This window comes from Micromonospora sp. NPDC049662 (genome assembly GCF_040675055.1).
Lineage (GTDB): Bacteria > Actinomycetota > Actinomycetes > Mycobacteriales > Micromonosporaceae > Micromonospora.
The window spans coordinates 183,479-199,990 of sequence record NZ_JBFAOC010000008.1; the positions used below are offsets into that span (position 1 = coordinate 183,479).

The 16,512-nt window shown below is 73.9% G+C and carries 9 protein-coding genes; 4 read left to right on the plus strand and 5 right to left on the minus strand.

Going from position 1 to position 16,512, the window contains the following annotated elements; translation table 11 throughout:
• Positions 1–453: 453 nt before the first annotated feature.
• Positions 454–1,413, plus strand: coding sequence for a TIGR03557 family F420-dependent LLM class oxidoreductase (locus AB0J36_RS09450; RefSeq protein WP_357118414.1), 960 nt, complete (start codon positions 454–456; stop codon positions 1,411–1,413).
• 83 nt (positions 1,414–1,496) lie between these two features.
• Here AB0J36_RS09450 and AB0J36_RS09455 read toward each other — a convergent pair whose 3' ends face one another.
• From AB0J36_RS09455 to AB0J36_RS09475, 5 genes are all read right to left on the minus strand, one after another.
• Positions 1,497–3,011, minus strand: coding sequence for a hypothetical protein (locus AB0J36_RS09455; RefSeq protein WP_357118411.1), 1,515 nt, complete (start codon positions 3,009–3,011; stop codon positions 1,497–1,499).
• Between the two features lie 170 nt (positions 3,012–3,181).
• Positions 3,182–5,278, minus strand: a complete 2,097-nt coding sequence (locus AB0J36_RS09460) for an amino acid transporter (RefSeq protein ID WP_357394260.1) — start codon at positions 5,276–5,278, stop codon at positions 3,182–3,184.
• An 87-nt stretch (positions 5,279–5,365) separates the two neighbouring features.
• The gene (locus AB0J36_RS09465) at positions 5,366–5,767 is read right to left on the minus strand and encodes a hypothetical protein (RefSeq protein ID WP_357118405.1); all 402 of its coding nucleotides are present in this window, start codon (positions 5,765–5,767) and stop codon (positions 5,366–5,368) included.
• A gap of 374 nt (positions 5,768–6,141) precedes the next feature.
• Complete coding sequence (locus tag AB0J36_RS09470; protein WP_355051163.1) at positions 6,142–6,912, minus strand: DUF5995 family protein; 771 nt, start codon at positions 6,910–6,912, stop codon at positions 6,142–6,144.
• 136 nt (positions 6,913–7,048) lie between these two features.
• Entirely contained in the window at positions 7,049–9,940 is a 2,892-nt protein-coding gene (locus tag AB0J36_RS09475; protein WP_357118401.1) for an AAA family ATPase, read from the minus strand.
• A gap of 193 nt (positions 9,941–10,133) precedes the next feature.
• Between AB0J36_RS09475 and AB0J36_RS09480 the strand changes: the two genes are divergently transcribed.
• The 3 genes from AB0J36_RS09480 (at position 10,134) to AB0J36_RS09490 (ending at position 16,315) form a co-directional block, all read left to right on the plus strand.
• Positions 10,134–12,191: an adenylate/guanylate cyclase domain-containing protein gene (locus AB0J36_RS09480; RefSeq protein WP_357118398.1), complete on the plus strand. Its 2,058-nt coding sequence runs from the start codon at positions 10,134–10,136 to the stop codon at positions 12,189–12,191.
• 81 nt (positions 12,192–12,272) lie between these two features.
• Positions 12,273–15,542 (plus strand): BTAD domain-containing putative transcriptional regulator, encoded by a 3,270-nt coding sequence (locus tag AB0J36_RS09485; RefSeq protein WP_363660380.1) that lies wholly within the window; start codon positions 12,273–12,275, stop codon positions 15,540–15,542.
• 80 nt (positions 15,543–15,622) lie between these two features.
• Complete coding sequence (locus AB0J36_RS09490; RefSeq protein ID WP_357118392.1) at positions 15,623–16,315, plus strand: hemerythrin domain-containing protein; 693 nt, start codon at positions 15,623–15,625, stop codon at positions 16,313–16,315.
• Positions 16,316–16,512 lie beyond the last annotated feature (197 nt).

Consider the following 16,512-nt stretch of genomic DNA (forward strand, 5'->3'; position numbering starts at 1 on the left):
ACAGATGGGCAAAAATTCATCATATGACCCCGGCCGGCAACAAAGACGTGACCGATCTTGACCTTCCACCCACTCACCGACGTGGGCACCGGGCCGGATCCGGCACCGGCAAAAGATCCACCCCGCCGCAGCGGGAAGCCCGAGAGTCGATGTACGACCCCGGCGTCCAGGTAGGGCCCCCCAACCCCACGACGCCCGCTTCACCGCCGAGAACGACGAGCACCCACCGTCGGCACCGACCGCCTCCCACGAGCCGGGAGCCCGGAAGACAGCTGAAGTGGCTGCCCGGAAAACCCTCAGCCTGGGGACCCGACCCAGGTGACGGGCCTAGATCAACTGCCTGGAATGTTTCCGGTGTGTGAAAACGACGGGCGGGCCCATGGCGCTGGTTTGTCGGTCTTGCGGTCGGGAACCGACTGCCGTCAGGGCCGGGACGGAGCGGGGGGCGCGCCAATGCAGATCGGCTACAAGCTGGCCTCGGAGGGTTTCGGGCCGCAGGAGATCATCCGGCAGGCCGTCCGGGCCGAGCAGGCCGGTTTCGACTTCGTCGAGATGAGCGACCACTACCACCCCTGGCTGGAGGCGCAGGGCCACTCGTCCTTCACGTGGAGCGTGCTGGGCGCGATCGCGGCGCGAACCACCACGCTGCGCCTCGCCACCGGCGTGACCTGCCCGACGGTGCGCTACCACCCGGCGATCATCGCGCAGGCGGCAGCCACCATGGGGCTGATCTCCGACGGACGGTTCACCCTCGGCGTCGGGGCCGGTGAGCGGCTCAACGAGCACGTGGTGGGGCAGGGCTTTCCCAGCGTACGGGGACGGCACGAACGGCTGCGCGAGGCGCTGGAGATCATCCGACTGCTCTGGCAGGGCGGCTACCGGTCGTACGAGGGGCGGCACCTGCGCCTGGAGGACGCCCGGGTCTTCGACCTGCCGGACACCCCGCCCGTGATCGCCGTCGCGGCCAGCGGGGAGGCGTCGGCCCGGCTCGCCGCCGAACTGGGCGACGGACTGTTCGCCACCGATCCGGACGCCTCGGTCGTCGAGCACTACCGGCGCGCCGGCGGATCGGGCCCCCGCTACGCCGAGGCGCCGCTGGCCTGGGCCACCGACGAGCAGCAGGCAGTGCGGGCGGTGTTGCAGACCAGCCGGTGGATGGTCACCGGCTGGAAGGTGATGAGCGAGCTGCCGAACCCGGTGAACTTCGACGCGGCGAGCGCGCACGTCGAGGAGAAGCACGTCCGGGCGCTGTTCGCCGTCGGCCCCGACCCCGAGGCGCACGTGGCGAAGGTCCGGTCGTACGTCGACGCCGGATTCGACCACATCGTGCTGCAGAACGCCGGTCCGGACCCCGACGGCTTCCTCGACTTCTTCGCCACCGACCTGTCCGGGCGGCTGCGCGCGCCGAGCTGACCGGCCGTGCACGAGCACGAGCACGCCCGCCCGGACGGCTGTCCGGGCGGGCGTCTGCGCTCAGGATCAAGGACGGGTCGAAGTCAGCGGAAGCAGTGCGCGATCGGTACGGCGCTGCCCTCGCAGTTGGTCGGCTCGTTCTCGACGACCACGCTCTCGTCGTCGATCTTGACCTGGGCGTGCTCGGCGAAGATGCCGCCCGGCTTCACCGTGGCCGCGTTGTGGGTGACCTTGCTCGTGTAGAGCGCCACCGCGCCCGCGGTGGCGTAGATGCCGCCACCCCTGGACGTCGCGCCGACCGCCTCGTTGCCGGTCACGTCGCTGCCGCGCACGAGCAGGTTGGACTTCTCGGTGTAGATGCCGGCCCCGATGCCGTGCGTGGTGTTGCCGGCCACCACGCTGTCGTCGAGGGGCAGCAGCCCCTTGACGGTCGAGATGCCGCCGCCGTTGACGGTGGAGGTGTTGCCGCGGATGGTCATCTTGCGCATCACCAGCACCGCGTCGGAGTTGGCAGCGCCGCCGCCGACCTGTGCGGTGTTGTTCAGCAACTCGGTGTCGTACACCTTCGTCCGGGCCGAGAAGCTGGCCAGGCCGCCGCCCTGCCCGGCGCTGTTCTGCGCGAAGCTGGTGCTCTCCACGTCGGCCGCGCCCCGGTAGTTGCCGAGCCCGCCGCCGTAGCCGTTGGCGCTGTTGTGGTGGAACTCCGAGCGCTTGAGCGTCAACACGCCGCCGTTGAGCAGGCCCCCGCCCTTGCCCGCGGCGCCGGAGGCGCTGTTGCCGATGAAGGTGGAGTCGGTGACCACCATGTTGCCGTCGTTGAAGATCCCACCGCCGCCGCCCTCGGGCGACAGCGACGTGCTCTGGGTGACGGTGACCCGTTCCACCACGGCCGTCGCGCCGTGCACGACGTGCACGCTGCCGCCCTCGATGGCCGAGCGGCCGTTGTGCAGCTCGACGTCGCGCAGGGTCAGCTCGCCGCCGTCGCGGACGGTGAAGAACCGGAACGCCTCGGCCTGGGCGTCGCGCGCGATCGTCGCGCCGGCGCCGTCGATGGTGATGGGCTGGTAGATCACCGGCAGGCCGGCCGTGTCGTCGGCCGGGTTGTGCGGCGGGGCGTCGGCGTCCCCGGGGGTCTCCGCCGCGTCGGCCTGCTCCCGGGCGTCGCGGATGCCGCCGTCGTACTGGTCGGTCTCGTGGAACGCCTCGGTCAGCGTGTACCGGCACCGGGGCGCGAGCCGCAGCTCGGCGCCGCCCTCCGCGTTGGCCGCCACCAACGCGGCCACCAGCTTCGCCGCGTCGCAGGGCACCTCGACCACGCCATGCTTGCCGGTACCCGGCGTCTGCGGCCGGGCCCGCTCGGCGTCGTCCCCGCCGCGCTCGGGGGTGGACCCGTCGCCGGAGCGCCGGTCGTCGTCGCGGTCGGCGGCGGTCAACCGGCCCAGGACGCCGAGGGAGAGGTCACGGTCGGCGGCGGCGGCGACGCCGGCCACCCCGGCCGCGCCCACCACCAGGCTCCCCGCCAGGAGCCCGCCGGCTAAGAACCATCGGGACCGCCGTCGAGGTCGAGCTGGGCGATCTCCTGGTCGGTACGTGGACATCCGGTTCCTGCCTTCCTGCGTACGTGCCGTGACCGCGTCCCATTCGGGCGCGGGGGGCCGGACGTGCCGCCGACCACCAGAGGTCACGATATGACCGCAATCCGGACAGTGAGGTGTGAACGTGAATAGTGCTGCCATTCATCTTTTTCGGTACCAGACGGCGCGTGTCCTCAGCCGCCGACGTGGATGCCGGGGCGGCGCAGCGGGTCCGGCTCGGTACGGCGGATGATCTCCCGCACCACCGGCGGGGTGTCCCCTCGGCCGAGGATCAGGTACCGCAGCAGGTGCGCGATCGGGCTGCCCTCGGACCACTCGAAGTGCGCGTGGGGGCGTACCCCGGTCGCGTCGCGCAGCGCCAGCAGGATCGCGGCGATCGCGTTCGGCGCGGCCGCGCTGCTGGCCCGCAGCACCCGGAAGCCGCCCACCTCCACCCCGTGCACCCGCAGCACCTGGCTGAATCCCGACGGGTCCACCACGTCGATCTCCAGGAACAGCACGTCGGACGCGCCGGGCACCGGGTTCATGCCGCGCTGCGCCCGCTCCTTGAGCGTGTACTCCTTCAGGGACCCGCCCTGGCGCTTGTTCGCGATCAGGTGCAACTGACCGTCGTGGGCGAGCGACTCGGTGATGAACCGTCGGGCCGCCTCGTCGAACTCGATCCGTTCGGCGCGCAGCTCGGTGGTCCGGGTGACCCGGGAGACCAGGGACACCGCGATGATGCCGAGGATGAACAGCGCCGAGATGGTGATCCCGTCCGGCTTCTCGATGACGTTCTCGACCAGGGCGTACAGCAGCACCAGCGTCAGCACGGTGAAGCCGATGGCGCCGCCGCGCTGACGGCTCCGGACCGCGGAGATGGCCACCGCCACCGCGCCGGACACCATCATCGCCAGGATGCCGGTGGCGTACGCGCCGGCCTGGGCGTTGACGTCGGCGCGGAAGGCGACCGTGATGGCGACGCTGACGACGGTGTAGACGATCACCACCGGACGTACGGCACGAGCCCACTCCGGGGCCATGCCGTATGAGGGCAGGTAGCGGGGCACGATGTTGATCAGCCCGGCCATCGCCGACGCGCCCGCGAACCAGAGGATGAGCACGCTGCTCAGGTCGTAGACGGTGCCGAACCCCTCACCGAGGTACGTGTGCGCCAGATACGCCAGCGCCCGTCCGTTCGCCGCCCCACCCGGCCGGAACTCGGCGGCCGGGACGAGCGCGGTGGTCACGAACGTCGTCGAGATGAGGTACACCGACATGATCAGCGCGGCGGTGGTGAGCAACCGCCGGGTGTTCCGGATCCGGGCGGCGAGCCGGGCCTGCCGGTCCGGTCCGTCGGCCGCCACCAGGGGCATCATGCTGACTCCGGTCTCGAAGCCGGACAGGCCCAGCACCAGCAGCGGAAAGGCCAACACGGCGGTGAGCAGCACGTCGGCGGGTCCGCCGCCGCTCGCCGTCAGCGCCGCCGTCCAGTTCGACACGATGGTGGGATCGCCGGCGATCCGGGCCACCGCGACCACCACGATCACCGCGTTGAGCACGAGGAACACGGCCACCAACGGGATGGCGACCACCACCGCCTCACGGAAGCCGAGCAGGAACACCCCGCCGAGGACGAGCAGCAGCGCCACGGTGAGCAGCACCGGCACCGCCGGGCCGTGCAGGGCGTCCGGCAGGAACGGGTTCTCCAGCAGGTGCACGGTGGCGTCGGCCGAGGACAGGGTGATCGTGATGATCCACGAGGTGGCCACGAACCCGAGCAACACGAGCACGAAGATCTTGCCCCGCCAGAACGGCAGCAGTCGCTCCAGCATCGCCACCGAACCCTGCCCGTGCGGACTCTCCTGGGCGACCCGCCGGTACATGGGCAACATGCCGAACAGGGTCAGCGCGACGATCAGCAGGGTCGCCAGCGGAGACAGCGCGCCAGCGGCCACCGCCGCGATGCCCGGCAGGTACGACAGGGTGGAGAAGTAGTCCACCCCGGTCAGGCACATCACCTGCCACCAGGCGTGCCGGCGGTTCTGCCCCTCGCTCGTCTCCGGGCCCGGCGGCTGCACCTGGTGCTCGAAGAGCCACCGCCGCAGCGGGCTGGCCGGCGTCGTCGAGCGGGCCGGGCTGTCCACCCGCTCCGGCACCACGACACCCGGCCGACCGCCCGGGTGCGGCCGGGCCGGGTCGCGGGCCGCGCGCAGGGCCGGGTCCGGCCCGGTCGGCGTGTGGCGTCGTCCGCCCCAGCGTCGCGGTCTCGCCCGGTGCTCGTCAGCCATCGCCCGTCCCACCCTCGCAGGTCCTGATCCGACCGTAGGTGCCAGCCCACGGCCCGAGCGGCCGAACGGGACAGGTAGGTGGGCTGCTCAGGGCAGGTCCGGTCCGCCGAGCAGCCGAGCCAGGGCAGCCGGGTCGGCGACGGTGACCGTGGCCGCCGGGTGCCGGGGCCAGCCCGCGGGCGACAGGGCCGGCACCGGTACGCCGAAGCGCACGCAGACCCCTGCCCGCGCGCTGCTGCCGAAACTCACGCCGCCGTCGGCCAGCGACAGGCGCGGGCCGATCACCCGCCACCACCGGTACGGCCCGCCGACCTCGGCGCCGAGCACGTTGTCCCGGCCGGTCCGCAGCCGCCACGGCCCGTACCGGATCTCCAGGTCCCGGTCGTCGACGGCGACCCAGGCCGTCGCCGGGCGGACCCCCACCAGCGCCAGTGCCGGACGGAACGCCGCGTCGAAGCGGAACGGAAGCCGGGTCGGCACGTCGGTCATCGGGCACCCGGCCGGGCAGCCGGCCGCGAGACCGGGCCGCCCGGACGCAGCGGACCGGGCCGCGCGGGACGAGGTCGGGCAGCGGGACGACGCCGGTCCAGGACGGTCATGGCGCGGGCGTACCCGGAACTCATCGGTCGACACCCCCGGATTCGCCGCACCCGCCCCGCACCCGCCGCTCCCCCGTCGCCGGCCGGCACCCCCCGGGCCGGCCGACGACGGCAGACGGTCGACACCCCCCGGGCCGACCGGCCGACTACCCGGTCGCCGCCGACGGGTGCCGGCGGACCGCGCGGGTAGGTGGAGCGGGCGGGTGGTTGCGCCCCCGCGCTCCGCCGCCCCCACGGGCGGAGCGCGGGGACCCCCCGTCCCGGCTACTGCAGGAACGCCCCGAGGGGCGAGAGCAGCAACCGTCCAAGCGCAGCGGCGTTGTCGTCCAGCCGCAGACGCTCGCACTCTCGGGCGTCCGGATCGTGCCGGCACCGCCAGATCTTCTGCGCGTTGCGCCACGCGACATCGCGGGTGTACTCGACCAGTTCCCCCTGGTACCAGTCGTCGATGTCGCCGTTGAGCATGTCAATGAGCAGCTGCCACCGCTCCAGGTAGCCCCGGCGCAGACCGGGGATCTTGTCGGCGAAGATGTTGTTGATCTCGAGGTAGTCGTGGTGCTGGTCGGTGCCGTCGACCGGCTCCGACTCGAGGTGGTCGAACGTCGTCACCAACGCGAACGGCAGGTCGAAGTTGATGTGCGCGTTCACACCGGCCGCCGCCGACGGCAACGGGCGGGCGTCAGGCCCCCGCATCCGCGAGAACAGACACGACCACGCCTTCGGCGTGCCCGGGCTGGAGTCGGTCCAGAGCCGCAGAGCGTCGAAGTAGCGGGCCGCGAACTCGACGTCCAGGCGGGAGAGGAAGACCGGGTCGACGAAACGGTCGTCGTACAGGCCGTCCAGCACACTGCTGGTGATCGTCAGGTACAACCTGTTGAAGTCGGCGAGCGGGCAGCTCGCCTCCAACGGAGGCAACCGCACCAGCAGGTCCTGGAGCTTCGTGAGATGGTCGACCACCGCCGGCACGTCCGCCGGGTGATCGGCGAGCAGGTCGACGATGTCCCGGTGCACGGGCCCCCAGACCGGTTCGGTCATCTCTCCTCCATGATGGTCGTTGCGCCTACGCGACGCCGTCGACGGGGCACAGCCTCTCAGCCGGCAACCGCCGCCGGGATCAGTAGAACGACGTATCCCCGGCGCACACGCGCGCCGGGGATACGTAGTGGGTTGGTCAACCGCGCGCGCTACGCAGGTGGATCGCGCTGGCCTGCACGCGGGTGCGGACCTGCAGTTTGTCGAAGATATGCGACACGTGCACGCCGATGGTCCGCTCGCTGATGAACAGCCGCTGCCCGATCTCCCGGTTGGTCAACCCCTCGGCGACGAGCGCGAGAACCTCCCGCTCCCGCGCGGTGAGAGTCGCCAACTCGTCGTCGGCCGGCTCGACCGAGCCGGCGCCGTCGGCGCTGTCCCGCTCCTGAAGGGACACCCGGGCCCGCCCGGCCAGCTCCCGGATCTCCGAGGTCAGTGGCACGGCGCCCAACGCCTGGGCCACCCCGTACGCCTCCCGGAGCAACTTGCCCGCGGTGGCCACCCGGCTCCGTCGGGCCAACAGGGCCTCAGCCTGGCGCAGCCGCGAGTACGCCGCCGGGTAGGGGTGGTTACGCCGGTCCCACTCGGCGACCGAGGTGGCCCACAGCTCCGGGTCGCTGCCGTCGAGGCGGCTCACCTCGGCGGCGCACAGCGCCAGGAAGCCGTCCACCACCGACCGCACCGGTCGGGCCGCGGCGGCGCTCTTGCGCGCCACCCGCTCGGCCACGTCCCGCAGCCGGCGTACCGCCGTCGGGTCCACGTCGACGGTACGGCTGGCGTGCGCCTCCGCCTCGGCGCGCAACCCGTGCCAGACCAGCGCGGACAGGATCGTCACGTCGTCCGAGCGACTCTCGGTGAGGCCGCGCTGCACCGCCTGGCGAGCCACATCGTGCCGGCCCTCCCACATCGACAGCCCGGCGCGCAGCGTGAGCAGCGGGATGACGTGTCGGGCGCCGCCCCCGGCCAGCACCGTCGCCACCGCGTCGAGGTCCCGGTCGGCGGCCGCGATGTCGCCGTAGCCCACCGACAGCCGGCACCGGGCCAGCAGCAGCTCGACGGCGTCCGCCCCGGACGGTCGGTGCCGCAGCGCGGCGGCCACCACCTTCTCCGCCTCGGCCCACTGCCCCACCCGGAACAGCCCGTTGGTGGCGATGGCCAACAGACGGGTCTCATAGGTACGCCCGAGGCCCAGCTCGGCCACCCGCTCGGCGCCCCGGCGGGCCACCACGACACCCTCTTCGAGGATGTTCAGCGGCCCGGTCAACAGCTCCGCCAGGTGCAGGTACGCGCAGGCCACGTCCTCCGGCTGGCCGGAGCGCTCGGCGGTCTCCAGGGCCTGACGCACGACGGCCAGCCCGGCCTCCGGGTCCTCCAGGTACGCGTCGCTGAAGCCGAGCGCCGAGCTGGCGAGCACCACCTCGGTGGTGGACCCCTCCACCTCGGCGGCCAACGCCAGCGCCTCCCGCGCGCGCCGGCCCGCGTCGGCGTACCGGCCCAGGTGCAGCAGCAGTTCGGCGAGCCGCGCGGCGGCGGTCGCCCGTTCCCGTGGCGAGCAGTCCGACGCGTCGAGGGCCCGCTCGTACTCCTTCTCGGCGAGGGCGGAGCGGCCCGCGGCGGCGAGGTATCGCGCCCGGCGGATGTGCAGCGCGCAGCTCGGCGCGCCACCCCGCACCGCGACCAACTCCTCCAGCAACGCCAAGGCGCGGGCGTGCTCACCGCAGTGGTGGGCCGCCTCGGCCGCGTTACCGAGCAGCTCGACCCGGTCCACCTCTGGCGAGCCGGAGTCGCCGGCCAACTGCAACGCGACCGTCCAGTGGCGGTGCGCCTCGGCGTAACCGTGCAGCCGCTCGGCCTCCTGCGCGGCGCCCACCGCGGCCGGCAACGCCCGGGCCGGCTCGCCGGCCAGCCGCCAGTGATGCGCCAACCGGGCCTGCCGCAGCTCGCCCGGCGCCGCGGTGAGCGCCTCGGCGTAGCGGCGGTGCAGCCCGGAGCGTTCGGCGGGCAGCAGCTCGTGCGCCAGCACCTCGGCGACGAGTCGGTGCCGCAGCCGGTAGCCGTCGTCGGCGCTGACCAGCAACCGGTGCGCGACCGCGGCCCGCGCGGCCTCGATCAACTCGCCGTCGGGCAGGTGCAGCACCTCGGCCAACAACCAGTGCTGCACGGGCTCGACGCCGGCCGCCACGGCATGCACCACGGCGTGCGCGTGCTGCGGCAACGCGTCGACCCGGTCGAGGAAGATCTCGCGCAGCGTCTCGGACAGCCCGTCCCGCCCGTCCCGCAGGTCGCGGGCCAGCTCCTCGATGACGAACGGGTTGCCGCCGCTGCGCTGCCAGACCTGCTCGGCCGCCTCGACGGCAAGCGGCCGGCCCACCACCGCGGCGGCGAGCTGTTCGGTGTCGGCGCGGTCCAGCGGAGACAGGTCGAGCACCCGTACCGTCCGTAGCCGGCGCAGCTCGGTCAGCACGCGGCGCAGCGGATGCGCGCCCTGCAACGATTCGGCGCGTACCGCCGCCAGCACCGAGAGTTGCAGGTCGCCCAGACCCGCCAACAGGTACAGCAGGAGCTGCCGGGTGCTGCGGTCGACCCACTGCAGGTCGTCGAGGATCAGCACCAGCGGTCGTCCCTCGGCGATCAGGTGCAGACCCCGGGAGACGCGTTCCAACAGGGTGCCCGCGCCGTCCGGGCCGCCGGTCTCGTCGGCGAACACCTGCAACAGCCCACGTACGGCCGAGGAGGTGCGCGCCTGCGCGGCGGTCAGGTCGGCGTCGAAACGCCGCAGCGCCTGGAGCAACGGGTGCAGTGGGGAGGCGTCGCCGATGTCCAGGCAACTGCCGGTCAACACCAACGCGCCCGCCGCACGCAGTCGGACGCCGACCTCGCCGAGGATCCGGGTCTTGCCCACACCGCTCTCGCCGGTAAGGAAGACGGCGGCCGTCTGTCCCTGTGCCACGTCACCGAGAAGCGCCGACCGAACCGTCTGTACCAGCTCGGCCCGGCCCACGAGCGGTGCGGTGTCCACATCGCTGGCCATGGCACGCAGCCTAATCACAGGCCCCCCGACCGTTCTACGGCCATCTGCCGCTTGTGGTACTCCTCGCGTCGACATTGCGACTAAAGGTTGCGGGCGGCCGACATACGTCGTTCTGCCGATCCCCTGTCGGCCCAGGGATGCCAATCTCCGAGGGTCGTCAGCCCATCACCCGGGAAGGTCGGGTGCGCCACCCATGATCACCATCGTCGCCGACACACAGCGGACCGACCGCCCACACTGGCCGGTGCCCGAGGAACGCCGGACGGTCAGCGTCCTCTTCGTCGACATCGTCGGCTCCACCGCGCTCGTCGACCAGCTCGACCCCGAGGACGTCCGCGCCCTGCAACGGGCCTACTTCGAACGGGTCGCCGGGGTGCTGCGCCGCTGGCAGGGCGTGGTGGAGAAGTACGTCGGCGACGCGGTGATGGCGCTGTTCGGGGCGCGGCACTCCGACGGCTTCGACGCGTACCGGGCGGTGCGGGCCGGGCTGGAGATCCAGGCCGCGCTGGACCGCCGTCCCATCCTCGGCGAGATCACCCTGCGGGTGCGCGTCGGGATCGCCACCGGCGAGGTGGTGGTCGACCTGGGCGACGCGGTCAGCGGTGGTCACGGCGTGGCCAGCGGCGCGGTGATCACCACCGCGGCCCGCCTACAGGGGTACGCGGCACCCGGCGGTGTCGCGTTGTGCGCGGTCACCGCGCGGGCCACCGCCGGCCTCATCGCCCAGCGTCAACTCGCGCCGATGCCGGTGGCCGGCCGGTTGGCGCCGATGCCCGTGTGGCACGCCAGCGGTCCCGCCCGTCCCGGCGCCGACCGGCACGACGGCCCGCTCATCGGGCGTCGCCGCGAACTGGCCGGCATCGGCGAGCAGGTGAGCGAGGCCCTGCGGACACGCGAACCGCGCTGGATCTCCCTCGTCGGCCCGAGCGGCAGCGGCCGTAGCCGGTTGCTGCACGAGCTGAGCCGGACGCTGCACACGGTGGACGGGCTGCCGGTGCGCTGGTGCGTGGTGGGCTGCCCGCCGTACCCCGATCAGGTGCTCGCGCCGGTCGCCGAGCTGGTCCGCGTCCTGGCCGGCACCCGCCCCGGCGACGGCCCGGCGGCGGTCCGCGAACGCCTGACCGACGCCCTGACGCCGCTGTACCCGCCCGACCGCGTCGCGGCGGCGGTGCCGGCGCTGCACCGGCTGCTGACCACCCCGGACGCCTCGGTCGAGGCGCTCGCCGCCGCGGCGATCTGCCGCGACGCCCTCCTGCGGCTGGCCGCCCATCGGCCGCTGGTCGTGGCCGTGGACGATGTGGACCGCGCCGCGCCGGCCGTGAGTCGCTTCCTGCACGACCTGTTCACCGCGGCCACGGTGCGGGGCGTTCCGCTGGCCGTGCTCACCGTGCACCAGCCGCAGTGGGCCGACACCCGGCCGGGTCCCGCCCGGCGGGTGCCGATCCGACCGTTGGCCGCCGTCCAGTCCGGCCGCCTCCTGCGGCACCTGCTGACCCGCGCCGGGCAGCCGGTGGCCCTGGCCGACCGGCTGCTGCCGCTGGTCGGCGGCCGGCCCGGGCACGCCGTCGCATACGTCACCTCGATCGCGGCGGGAGCGGACCCGACGACGCTGCCCGAACCGGTACGTCGCAGCACCGGCGCCGAGCTGGACCGGCTCGGCGGTGAGGGCCGGGCGGTGCTGATGGCCGCCGGCACCCTCACGGGCCTGCTCTCCGGCCCGGCCGTCGACCAGGCGCTGGGGTGGCGGCCGGGGAGGTCCGCTCCCCTGCTGCGCGCCCTCGTCTCCGCCGGACTGCTGCGCGACGACCGCGTCCGCGGGTACGCGTTCGTCGCGCCGGCGTTGCGTCAGGTCGCCGCCGAGCGTCTTCCCCACGCCCTGCGCGCCGTGCTCACCCGGCGGGCCGCCGAGAATCCGGCATCCGACACCGTCGGCGGCCTCGCGGCGCTGCCGCCCACCGGTCAGCAGCGGCGCGCAGCCAACGCGGCGGGACCGACGCCCGACCGCGCGCCGATTCTCCGACCGCTTCCCACCGCCCCGGAGGCCCCCACGCCCGCCGCGCCGACGCGGCCGGACGACCGTGCGCCGGTCCGCCGCCGACTACGCGCGGTCACCGGGGACGACGTTGCGCCGGTGGGAACGAGCGCCCCGACGCTCGGCCGCGCCCGGACGGCGCTTCGCCCCGGCCGCGCCCGGACCGGATTCCGATTACCGGTGACGCCTGCGCCGGGCGACCTGGCCGCCGCGGCCTGACCGCGGCGACCCGGGCGTGACCGTGCACGGGCGGATCGCCCGACGCCGTTGACTAGGATTGGCCCAGTCATGCTGCTACGGGTGCTCGGACCGCTCGAGGTCGAGGTCGACACCGGCGGACCGACCGACCTCGGCGGCCCCCGTCAACGCGCCGTGCTCGCGCTGCTGCTGGCGGCCCGCGGCGAGGTCGTCTCCGTCGGCCGGATGATCGAGTTGCTGTGGCGGGGGGACGCCCCACCACGGGCGATCGTCTCGCTGCAGGCGTACGTCTCGCACCTGCGCCGCGTGGTCGAGCCGACCCGCGAGCGCCGGGCGCCGGCGCGGGTCCTGGTCACCGTGCCACCCGGGTACGCCCTGCGGGTGCCGGCCGACGCCGTCGACGCCAGCCGATTCGAGTCGCTGCTGGCCGAGGCTCGCGCGGTCAGCTCGACCGACCCGGAGCGGGCCCGTCAGCTGCTCCGCGCCGGACTCGACCTGTGGCGCGGCCCGGCGTACGCCGAATTCGTCGGTGAGCCGTGGGCGCAGCCGGAGGTGCTGCGCCTGGAGGAGCTGCGACTGGTCGCCCGGGAGCTGCTGGTCGACGTGACCATGCGCGGCGGCGACCCCGCCGAGGCGGTGCCGGAGGCGGAGCTGCTGACCCGCCAGGCGCCACTGCGGGAGGAGGCGTGGCGGCTGCTGGCCCTGGCGTTGTGGCGTACCGGCCGGCAGGGCGACGCGCTCGCCGCGCTGCGGCGGGCCAGGGCGACCCTGGTGGACCAGCTCGGCCTGGACCCCGGCCCGGCGCTGGTCGAGGTCGAGGCCGCGATCCTGGGCCAACGTCTGGACCTGCTCCCGCCGGCCGCCGCGACGACGGCCGCCGGGGCCGAGCGGCCGGAGGAGACGTTCGTCGGCCGGGAGGCCGAGTTGGCGGCCCTCGGACAGGCAGCCGCCGAGGCGCGGGTAGGTGGCCCGCGTGTCGCGCTGGTCAGCGGGGAGGCGGGCGCCGGCAAGACGCGTCTGCTCAGCCGGTTCGTCGAGGACCTGAACGCCACCGGCTGGCTGGTCGCCCTCGGTCGCTGCCCCGAGGCCGAGGGCGCCCCGCCGGCCTGGGCGTGGGTCGAGGCGCTACGGCGCCTCGCGCTCCAGGCGCCGCCCGGTGCTCTCGCCCCGGCGCTCGCACCGCTGCTCGACGAGGGCGACGGGGAGGTCGGTGGGGACGTCACCGCCGGCCGGTTCCGGCTGCATCGCGCCGTGGCCGCCTGGTTGGACGCCGCGGCCGCCGGCCGACCGGTCGCCGTCGTACTCGACGACCTGCACGCCGCGGACGCCGAGACGCTGCTGTTGTTGACCAGCGTGGCCGAGACGACGGCGGGCGCGGTGCTGTTCGTCGCGGCGTTACGGCCCGCCGACAACGCCGAACGGCTCGCCGACACCATGGCCGTCCTGGCCCGCCGGTCGCCGCAGCGGATCGCGTTGGGCGGTCTGACGACGCCCGAGGTCGAACGGCTGCTCGGCGCGCTGGCCCGGACCAGCGTCGATCCGGACACCGTCGCCGCGCTGGCCGAACGCACCGGCGGCAACCCCTTCTACGTCCGCGAGTCGGCCCGGTTGCTCGCCGCCGAGGGCACCCTCGTCGCCACCTCCGACGTGCCCGAGGGCGTCCGCGACGTGCTGCGTCGACGACTCGCCCACCTGCCGTCGGCGGCGGTGTCGGTGCTGCGCCTCACCGCGACCGTGGGCCGGGAGGCGGACGTGCGGACCCTCGTCGACGCCTCCGGCGCCGACGAGGGCACCGTCCTGGGCGGGCTGGAAGCCGGACTGAGCGCCGGTCTGCTCACCGAGCCGGCGCCGGGACGGGTCCGCTTCGTCCACGGTCTGGTCTGCGACACCATCTACCGCGACCTGCCGCAGCTACGCCGTACCCGCCTGCACGCCCGGATCGCCGCCGTCACCCGCCGACTCGACCCGGACGACTATCCGGCCCTGGCGTACCACTACTCGCGCGCCGCGTCGACCGACACCGCGCCCCTCGCCGTCGAGTACGCCGTCCGCGCCGCCGAGCTGGCCGAGCGTCGGTACGCGTACGACGCCGCCATCGAACTGCTCGCAAACGCCGTCGACGCGGCCGCGTCGGTGCCCGGGGACCGGGACGCGCTCCGGGTCGACCTGCTGGGCCGGCTGCTGCGCGCCCAGGCCCGGGCCGGCGCGGTGGCCGCCGCCCAGCGGACGCGGACGCGGGCCGTCGACATCGCCATCGCGGCCGGCCGCGACGAGCTGCTCATCGCGGCCTTCACCGCGTGGACCGTGCCGAGCCCCTGGCTGCGCCATGAGTACGGCGCCGTGGACCACACCGCCGTCGAGCTGCTCACGCGGCTGTTGCGCGCCGACCACCTGGACCCGGTCACCCGGTGCCGGCTGCTCGACGCGCTCGCCACCGAGCTGGACGGGGAAGCGGACCCACGCGGCGTGGCGGCCGGGAGGGAGGCCGTGGCGGTCTCCCGGCGGCTGGATGACCCCGAGCTGCGCGCCCTCGCGCTGGCCGCCCGCGCCCGCACCCTGAACTACGAGTTGGAGGCCCCGCAGCGCCTGGAGCTGGCCCGGGAGCTGCGGGACCTCGCCGACGAGCACGGCCTGGTGACCTGGCGCTGGGTCGCCGAGCAGGTGGTCGGTCACTGCGCCGCCGCGCTCAACGACCCGGAGCAGCTCCGGGCCAGCGTCACGCGGCAGGGGCAGCTGGCCGAGACGTACCAGCTCAAGGAGGCGCAGGTTCTCCACCTGTGTTCCCTGGCCGTGCTCGCACACGTCGCCGGTGACTTCGTGACCGCGCGGAGGCACTACGACGAGGTCGCCGAGCAGATGCGGCGGCAGGGATCGCTGCACGCGGAGGCCTTCCACTACCTTGCCGTGGCGACCCTGCTGATGAGCCAGGGCCGTTTCGGCGAGCACGTGGAGGCGACCCGCAGGATGCGGCCGTCGTTGGGGCCGATCGTGGACGACCTGCTGGCGTTGGCGCTGATCGAGAGCGGCCGGGTGGACGAGGCACGGGCCATGCCGATCGGCCGGCACACCTACCGCCCCGACTACTTCCAGTCGTCCCTGCTGAGCGTACGGGCGATGGTCATCGTGGCCCTGGGTCGGCGGGACCTGGCGCAGCCGGTGATCGACGCGCTGCTCCCGTTCCGTGATCAACTGGCCGGGCTCTCCACCACGGCGGCCGTGGTACGACCGGTCGCGCTGACGCTCGGGGAGCTGTTCCGCCTGACAGGTCGTACCGAGGAGGCCGCGGAACACTTCCGGCTGGCGGCGGCGCTGGCGCGCCGGTGGGAGGCGCCGCACTGGCTGGCCCAGGCGACGGCGGCGCTGGCCGACTGACTCCCTCCTTCCAAGTGGGTTCCAAGTGGCGGCGCGAATGATCGTCGTGTTCGACCCACCGAATCCGTGGAAAGGGAACCGTGAACCAGACCCACCAGGAAGCGATGGCCGACGTCCGCGACATGTACATGGTGCACATCATGTTCCGTCGCGAGCTCGGCCTGCTCCCACAACTCGTCCGCGGCGTACGGCCCGGCGACGCGAAGCGCGCGGACGTCGTCGGCGCCCACGCCGCGCTCCTGTGCCAGCAGTTGCACCTGCACCACGAGGGTGAGGACCTCTTCCTGTGGCCGCTGCTCGCCGAGCGCGGTGGCGCGGAGGCGGCCGCCGTCGTCCCCGCGATGCAGGCCCAGCACCACGGCATCGAGCAGGCCTACGAGGCGGTCGTCGCGCTGCTCCCCGCATGGCGTCGGACCGGACACGACGGCGCGGCCGTGGCCGACGCCCTGGAGCAGCTCCGGACCGTCGCCGCCGAGCACATGGCCCTCGAGGAGGCCGAGATCCTGCCGCTGGCGCAGCGGTACGTCACCGCGGCCGAATGGGCGAAGCTCGGTGAGCACGGGCTCAACGACACCCCGAAGAAGGACCTGCCGCTGATCTTCGGGATGGCGATGTACGAGGGCGACGCCGCGGTGATCAAGGCGGTGCTCGCGCACGCCCCGCTGCCGGCGCGGCTGCTCATGCCGATCGTCGGACCCCGGCTCTACCGCACGTACGCCAAGCGCGTCCACGGCACGGCCACGCCCCCGCGCATCGGCGCGACCGCAAGCTGAACACTTCGCTCGCGGCGGATCGACCGCGCCGACGAGGGGGCGGCGGGGTCGACGCACGCCAATCGGGGTCGGCGATCGGGGGCGCCGGCGACGGACGGGCGCCGGCGACGGACGGGCGCCGGCGGGCGGGGCGGGCGGGGCCGGCGGGGGGAGGCGACAGCACCACCTGGCTGAATACTACCAGCGCGGCACAGAAG

What these genes read in the sequence shown, in the direction of transcription:
- AB0J36_RS09450 (WP_357118414.1), top strand. Translation starts at nt 454, where the DNA reads ATGCAGATCGGCTACAAGCTGGCCTCGGAGGGTTTCGGGCCGCAGGAG.
- AB0J36_RS09460 (WP_357394260.1), bottom strand. Translation starts at nt 5,278, where the DNA reads ATGGCTGACGAGCACCGGGCGAGACCGCGACGCTGGGGCGGACGACGC.
- AB0J36_RS09465 (WP_357118405.1), bottom strand. Translation starts at nt 5,767, where the DNA reads ATGACCGACGTGCCGACCCGGCTTCCGTTCCGCTTCGACGCGGCGTTC.
- AB0J36_RS09480 (WP_357118398.1), top strand. Translation starts at nt 10,134, where the DNA reads ATGATCACCATCGTCGCCGACACACAGCGGACCGACCGCCCACACTGG.
- AB0J36_RS09470 (WP_355051163.1), bottom strand. Translation starts at nt 6,912, where the DNA reads ATGACCGAACCGGTCTGGGGGCCCGTGCACCGGGACATCGTCGACCTG.
- AB0J36_RS09475 (WP_357118401.1), bottom strand. Translation starts at nt 9,940, where the DNA reads ATGGCCAGCGATGTGGACACCGCACCGCTCGTGGGCCGGGCCGAGCTG.
- AB0J36_RS09455 (WP_357118411.1), bottom strand. Translation starts at nt 3,011, where the DNA reads ATGTCCACGTACCGACCAGGAGATCGCCCAGCTCGACCTCGACGGCGG.